Genomic DNA, 6,900 nt, shown 5'->3' with positions numbered 1-6,900 from the left:
AGTGTATAGTAAAAAATTATTTTTAGCGGCTTGAAAAACGAAGTCACCCCTTCCCCGCGGGGAAGGGGTGTGGAAACAGATCTGAAACTATGCGTCATATCTAAAAACAGCCAAGTGGTGGTCTAAAAAGCGAGACCACTTCTATTTACCTGCTGAACTGCCTGAGATGGGCGGAAAGAAATTTAATATTTTGAGGTACCTTCTACTTTTTCTGCCAGTTACGACCGAATGGGTGTATTAAATGTTAGAGAGTTTTTTGTCAGTTAAGGTAATATAGAAAATTATCAACAATTGTATTTGCCGGATTAAACAATGACTTTACGAAGTACTTTGAGAAAATTGCAAAATGATTGATTGCTCCAGTAGATAGGAGCGGTATGGGGATGGGATGTAACTATTTCCCTGCCATTTAATCATATAGAATTGAAAGCGGACTTCTTTTCACTGTTTAACGACGCTATGTCCTCATTTATTAAGATTATACCTGGGCGAGTTGTTCTGAGTCTGCTCCTTCTGGTTCTCATCTATTCGGTGGCGAACTACTTTATGATTAAGTGGATTGTCACTCCCAAGCATGCCCAGGTAGAACGAGCCCTGATCAACAAAGAAATGGCACGTTTTGTTGAGGCCTTGTTGAGAGAAACAGAGGTCTTGGCCAACGTTGCCCATGACTGGGCTGCCTGGGATGATACCTATAAATTTATTAAGGATCGGAATCCGGAATATATCACCTCGAATCTCTTAGATTCCACGCTGATTGACAGTGGGTTCAATGTACTCTTTATCTTCCGTCTCGACGGTTCGCTGGCTTGGAGCAGGGCCCTTGACCTTGAAACACGACAGCCAATTCAACTGGAAGAATTGCCGCCAACCGGCTTGCCCCCTACCCATCCGCTTCTGCGCCACAAAGAGGTGAATAGTGCTGTCATCGGACTTCAAAAAACAACTCGCGGAGTGATGTTGATTGCCTCTCACCCCATTGTCAGCAGTGAAAATATGGGTCCCATCGTCGGGACGCTGATGTTTGGCCGTCTGCTCACTGAGCGTGTGATTACAAAATTGCGAGAGCAGACCAAGGTCAACTGCCGGTTTATCAATCTTGATGATCAAAAATCTCTTGCCAAGATCCCGATTGATCTTTCTGCTTTTGGCCCTCAAAATCCTTTTATCCTACATTACAAAGCCTCTGACATAGCAGCATACAGTTTGTTGGCAGATTACCTTGGTAGTCCACAATGGTTGCTTGAGGTGCATACTGACCGGCTACTCACCTCCCATACCAGAGACATCCTTAATTACGTTCTCATCTCAAACAGTATAATAGGTTTTTTCACCCTGCTTCTTTTCCTGCTTCTTTATAAAATGAAGATCAGGACCGCGACCTCGACATTTCGGGGACTTATTGATAAATCGATGCTGAAAAACCCCAAAGAAAGGCGCAAATATCCAATGTTACAAAGTTTTAGTACCGATGAATTTTCCAAGTTAGGCCATGATCTCCGCTCGATGATCGCCGGTTTTGAGCAGACCGAAAAACACCAGAAAAATCTTATTACCCAGCAGGCGGCCTCCCGTCGTCAACTCAACACCATTCTTGTCAGAGAGATTAAAGCGCGGCTGAAGATTGAGGGAAATCTGCACAAGGTCCAGGAGGATCTGGAAAAACAGGTCAATAAGCGCACCAAGGAGCTCCTTGAAACCAACAGTGCACTAAAGGATGAAATTGAGGTACGCAAAAAAAACGAAATTGAACTCAAACAACATAGGCGTCGGCTACGGGCACTCTCTTCGGAACTCATGGAAATGGAAGATAGGGAGCGGCGCCAACTTGCCTCCGACCTCCATGACCAGATTGGCCAGTCGCTGTCAGTTGTCAAGATGTATGTAGACGCTCTTATTTTCTCTTTAGCAGATGAAACAAACCGGGAAAAGCTGCAACAAATCGCTTCAATCGTAGACCAGACAGTGCAGGATGTTCGGACACTTACCTTTGAACTGAGTCCACCCGTTCTATACGAACTTGGACTTGAGGCTGCTCTTGAATGGTTGGCCGAAGAATTCCAGAAGAAATATGGGTTGGGAATCTTTGTTGAATGCGGCGTAATCCCGAAAAGTGCTACTGCCGCATTTTTGGCCCTTATCTTTCGCACGATACGTGAGTTGCTTATCAATGTCGTTCGTCATGCCGAGGCAGATAGTTCTGAGGTGAGGGTTTCTTGCGAGGGTAAGGATATTCAGGTGACTGTAACTGATAATGGTCTGGGGATGAGTGACTTGGAAAATCCCAGCAGTGGCTTTGGTCTGTTCAGCATTCGCGAGCGGACAATGAACATTGGTGGTAGAATTGTCATCGATTCAGGAAAGGGTAAGGGGACGACGATAACTTTGACACTTCCCATTCAGGAGGATCGCTCTGAAAAGGGCAAATAAATGACTATGGCGGTTAAAATTCTTGTGGTAGACGACCATAAAATCGTCCGTGATGGCCTCTGTTCGCTTATAGAGGGACTCTCCGGTTACGCAATCGTTGGTCGGGCCGGCGACGGCCGACAAGCCATTAAGCTCGCTCGTCGGGAAAAGCCGGATATCATCATTATGGACCTCAGTATGCCGGAGATGAACGGCATCGATGCCACTAGTTCCATTATTGAGGAGATGCCATTTTGTAAAATCATAGTTCTGTCCATGCATTCCGACAAACGCTTTATTGCTGGAGCCCTGAAAGCAGGTGCTTACGGTTTTCTCCTCAAAGAATGCGCCTTCCAGGAACTCAAACTGGCCCTTGATGCCGTCCATAATGGGCAAACCTATCTTAGTCCCCAAATTGCTGGCACGGTGGTGAATGATTACCGTCGGCAGCTTGTCGCCCAAACAAAACAAGAACCCCTCACAACAAAAGAACGCGAAGTACTTCAGTTGATTGCTGAAGGCTTTGCAACTAGAGAAATTGCCGATAAGCTCTTTGTAAGTGTAAAGGCTATTGAAGGTAGAAGGCGGCGGATCATGGACAAGCTGCAGATAAACACCGTCGCTGGTCTGGTAAAGTATGCAATCCGTGAAGGGTTAACAGGGCTTTAGTGTCTTACTTCTGCAAACCATTCACGTATCTCCTAGAGGGATATAAAAAACAAGAAAATAGAGAAAGATTTTAATATTAATAGCTTGAATGCACGATTACACCCCCTCAGGGGATACTGAACTGAGTCCCGACTTGACCTTCCGTTTAATGGAGTTGCATCCTGCAGATCTTTTATAGTTTTTCCAAAGTACTGATTAATCAATGGTGTCTCGCATTTGGTTCATAACCAGTCATTGAGTCTCTGTAACCGTCCAGCAGCATCCCACCGGAGTTTGCGACACCTGCAGGTGGTCACGTCGCACTTTATAGGCATACTATAGCTCGTCGAACCGCTTGCGCAAAACTAGAGCATTTGCTGTCTTCTTGATGTCACTTACCCTTTAGTGTTTACAACATCAGGGTGTACCACCACTATCACCATTCCGTTGAACGACTACCCGCCATACTGGTCGTAATGACCAGTTGATATACCCTCGTTCGATTTTCAACAATGATGATGAAAACAGCCTGATAGAAAAGCGATGGATTCTTGTTACAACGTCATCAAAATGTCATGAAAGATTGAATTATATGTAATGAAGCAGGTTGTTCTTCCTGTTACAGCCAGACTTTTTCTTCCCGTATAAAGAAAAAACAATATCCTGAATGGAAATAGCCCGAATTTCTTCCATGAGAAGGCTTGTCAAGATTAAGTAACTACAAAATGTTGTGTTACCCATGGATTAAGTGGCTCGCCTCCAGTTAAGATAAAATGCGCATGATAAGAGAACTACTGGATAGAGGGACTTGGTGGCCCATAAGTAGGGAAATCCCTCTTTTTTGTCTATTAAATAGATGTATGATTTTTATATAAAATGCATATGCACGGTTTAAAAAAACACAGAACCTAACTTTCACATTAAGTGTCTGTAGTATAAAGCATTTGTACTCACTCACGGGGAGGTTTTTTCCGACATCATCAAAATACAGCGAAGGCTAACCAGGAAAACAGATCTTCATGGTTGGCCCAAAAGATATTCAAATACTGGTTGAGGTGGGGTGATGACTATACATTTAAGCATGAGTATACGTTCTTTGCTGTGCATGTTCACGCTTTTCGTAATGACGAATCCCTCCGGAGTAATCGCTGCAGACGAGGAGGGTTGCCTCATCTGTCACAAGTATCCGGGGTTGGCCAGGATAGATCAGAAGACCGGTCGTCTTCGTCTCTTCTACGTTGGCAATAATAAATACAAAAATTCCGTACATGGAAAGATCCTTTGCAGAAATTGTCATCTGAATCTTGACAAAATCCCCCATGCCGATATCGCCAAGGTGAATTGTTCGACCAAATGTCACATCAAAGAACCTTCAACCGACAGGGAGTTTTCCCATGGCAACATCTATGGTGAACTGAATGCAAGTGTGCATGGTCTGGGAACAGAAGACAATCCAAAAAAGTTTGAAGAGGACATGCCCAAATGTACCGATTGTCATATCAATACGGTTTTACAGCCGGTTACTGGTGTTCTAAACCAGGAAGCTGGTGTTTCGGCTGATGCTCTCAGGAGATGTATAGGTTGCCATAGTGAAAAGGAATGGGCTAATCGGTTTTACCAGCACTTCAGTCATCGACTACACCGCTCCAAGACCTCTTTGGAAACTGTAAAACTGTGTCTTCTCTGCCATCAGGATGAAGAAAAAATGATGCGCCATGGGCTGGTGACGACTGATAACTACAAGGACACCTTTCATTGGAAGGGGGTACTTTATGGTGACGTAAATGCGCCGGATTGCCTCAGTTGCCATGCACCGGTAGGTTATACGATTCATTCAATGGCAACAACCCAGGCCTCCGTATCTCCAGTGCACCCCCAAAACCTGCAGCAAACCTGCAGCAACCAGAACGGGACGCAAATTTGTCACCCGAATGCGGTCGCCTCTTTCTCGTCTGGCAAGATACACAAGAAAGGTCTAGGGCTTGAAGAAACTGCCATGGCCTTGATGAGTGGTGAACCTCCGGAGGCGGGTGTTACGGTAGGGAAGACAAACCATAGTTTTGTCAAGATGATGTCGGAAGAAGAAAAAGATTTAACCAGTCTCAATGAGCAGCAACGTAACCAATGGAAGATCTTAATGCTGGTGAAATATATTTATACTCTCCTGATAACGGTGGTAATTGGTGGGATGCTAATCCACCAGATGATGGATTTTTATAGAGCTGTTAAAATTCGGAAAAATAATAAGGGGGCTGGTCATGATAAATAATGAGAAAGTGACAACAAGCGAGTCCCTGCCAACGGAGATCATTCGTCTGCATAAACAGGAAAGGATCCAGCATCTTCTCACCTTTCTCACCTTTGTTATCCTGGTCATTACCGGCTATATGCTGCGGATACCAGAGGAGGCAATAGTAAAACTCGGTAAATACGGTCAGACGATTTTTTACTACCGTAGCCTTATCCACCGTGTCGCTGGAGTTGCCATGATCCTGACCGCTCTCTATCACATGGTTTATCTGGGTGCGTCCAAACAGGGCCGAGCCTTTTTTATTGACATGCTCCCAACCTTTAAAGACATAAAAGATGTCTTCGCAAACATTGCTTATTACATTGGTATACGGCCAAGACCACCGGAATTTGAGCGTTTTGATTACCGGGAGAAAGCAGAATACTGGGCGCTTGTTGCTGGGACTGTAATTATTTCAGTCACCGGGATTTTTCTCTGGTCGGAGGGTTACTGGAGTAAATTTATCCTTGATCTTTCGATCCTTATCCATGGCATGGAAGCCATTCTGGCGACCCTTGCCATCATTGTCTGGCATTTCTATGCAGTACACTGGAAGCCGGGACAGTTCCCCATGAACAATACTTGGATTGACGGTAAAATATCCGCCCATCATTTAAAAGAGGAACATTATCTTCAATATGCTCGCTTGGTTAAAGAAGGAAAACTTGCCCCTGTTGATGACAGTAAAGAGCATGGTGAAATTGGCCAATTGGCTGGTAAGAAGGGTTTCGTTCAGAGCTTTAGAGAATTTATCTCCCTTGCCTCTATCTTCTTTTTTGCCGTTGTCTCTTTTTTATTGGTGAAGATTTTATATTTTCCACCCAACTATCAGGGAGATGCGCAAGCGGCGATGCAACAGAGGAGTGAGCTGGAAAAACTTATCAATAAGCCCAAACAGCAAGAAACATCCAATCATTTTCATAATATGGATCAGACGGTCAAACTGCAAATTGCCAATCCGCCTATCTGCGTGACCTGCCATGGTACTTTCCCCCATGGGAAAGCACCAGATATTCGGTCTTTTTTAAATATGCATAACTATTTTATGGCCTGTGAAACCTGCCATGTACGCCGGGAGGATGTAAGTGGCAAGGTGCACTACGCCTGGTTTGACAACTGGACAGAAAAGGTCGTCACAGAGATTGAAGGAGATAATGGTGTTTACGGTGCGCGGCTTGTTCCGGTTTTGACGTCCTCAAGCTCGGCGGAACCCAGGCGTCTGGACCAATCAACCAACGAACAATTCGCCAAGGAGTACATGGCCGGCAAAAATAGACTGACGCCTACGGAACAGGCAAGGGCGAAGGTTATTCTTCATAAGGACATCTCGAGAAAACCATTACAGTGTACGGAATGCCACAGTAAAAACGGGTATGTAGACCTGAAAGCAGTGGGCTATACCACCACTAGGGCGGAGAGCCTGTACAGAACAGAAGTGGCGGACATGATCAGCAGGTATATGGACTTCTATCTGCCTACCATGTTCGATCCTGATCTTATGAAACAGGAAAAATTAAAAAGACTAGAGAAAGAGGACCGCTCAATTGATTGAG

At 44.8% G+C, this 6,900-nt stretch carries 4 protein-coding genes; all 4 read left to right on the top strand.

The window, feature by feature from the left end; translation table 11 throughout:
- Nucleotides 1-459 precede the first annotated feature (459 nt).
- The 4 genes from FCL48_RS05100 (at nucleotide 460) to FCL48_RS05085 (ending at nucleotide 6,899) form a co-directional block, all read left to right on the top strand.
- A complete protein-coding gene (locus FCL48_RS05100) occupies nucleotides 460-2,430 on the top strand; it encodes a CHASE4 domain-containing protein (RefSeq protein WP_136871161.1) in 1,971 nt (656 codons plus the stop codon).
- The gene (locus FCL48_RS05095; RefSeq protein ID WP_240744746.1) at nucleotides 2,431-3,078 is read left to right on the top strand and encodes a response regulator transcription factor; all 648 of its coding nucleotides are present in this window, start codon (nucleotides 2,431-2,433) and stop codon (nucleotides 3,076-3,078) included.
- A 1,042-nt stretch (nucleotides 3,079-4,120) separates the two neighbouring features.
- Entirely contained in the window at nucleotides 4,121-5,326 is a 1,206-nt protein-coding gene (locus FCL48_RS05090; protein ID WP_136871160.1) for a cytochrome C, read from the top strand.
- Nucleotides 5,316-6,899, top strand: coding sequence for a formate dehydrogenase subunit gamma (locus FCL48_RS05085; protein ID WP_136871159.1), 1,584 nt, complete (start codon nucleotides 5,316-5,318; stop codon nucleotides 6,897-6,899). The genes FCL48_RS05090 and FCL48_RS05085 overlap by 11 nt, the downstream gene beginning before the upstream one ends.
- Nucleotide 6,900 lies beyond the last annotated feature (1 nt).

It is taken from the genome of Desulforhopalus sp. IMCC35007 (assembly GCF_005116575.1).
Classification (GTDB): Bacteria; Desulfobacterota; Desulfobulbia; order Desulfobulbales; family Desulfocapsaceae; genus Desulforhopalus_A.
The sequence above is the reverse complement of the archived record's forward strand: the minus strand, read 5'-3'. Positions and strand labels throughout refer to the sequence as shown.

Excerpts from the sequence above, each read along its gene's own strand:
- FCL48_RS05100 (WP_136871161.1), top strand. The coding sequence starts at position 460 with ATGTCCTCATTTATTAAGATTATACCTGGGCGAGTTGTTCTGAGTCTG.
- FCL48_RS05085 (WP_136871159.1), top strand. The coding sequence starts at position 5,316 with ATGATAAATAATGAGAAAGTGACAACAAGCGAGTCCCTGCCAACGGAG.
- FCL48_RS05090 (WP_136871160.1), top strand. The coding sequence starts at position 4,121 with ATGACTATACATTTAAGCATGAGTATACGTTCTTTGCTGTGCATGTTC.
- FCL48_RS05095 (WP_240744746.1), top strand. The coding sequence starts at position 2,431 with ATGACTATGGCGGTTAAAATTCTTGTGGTAGACGACCATAAAATCGTC.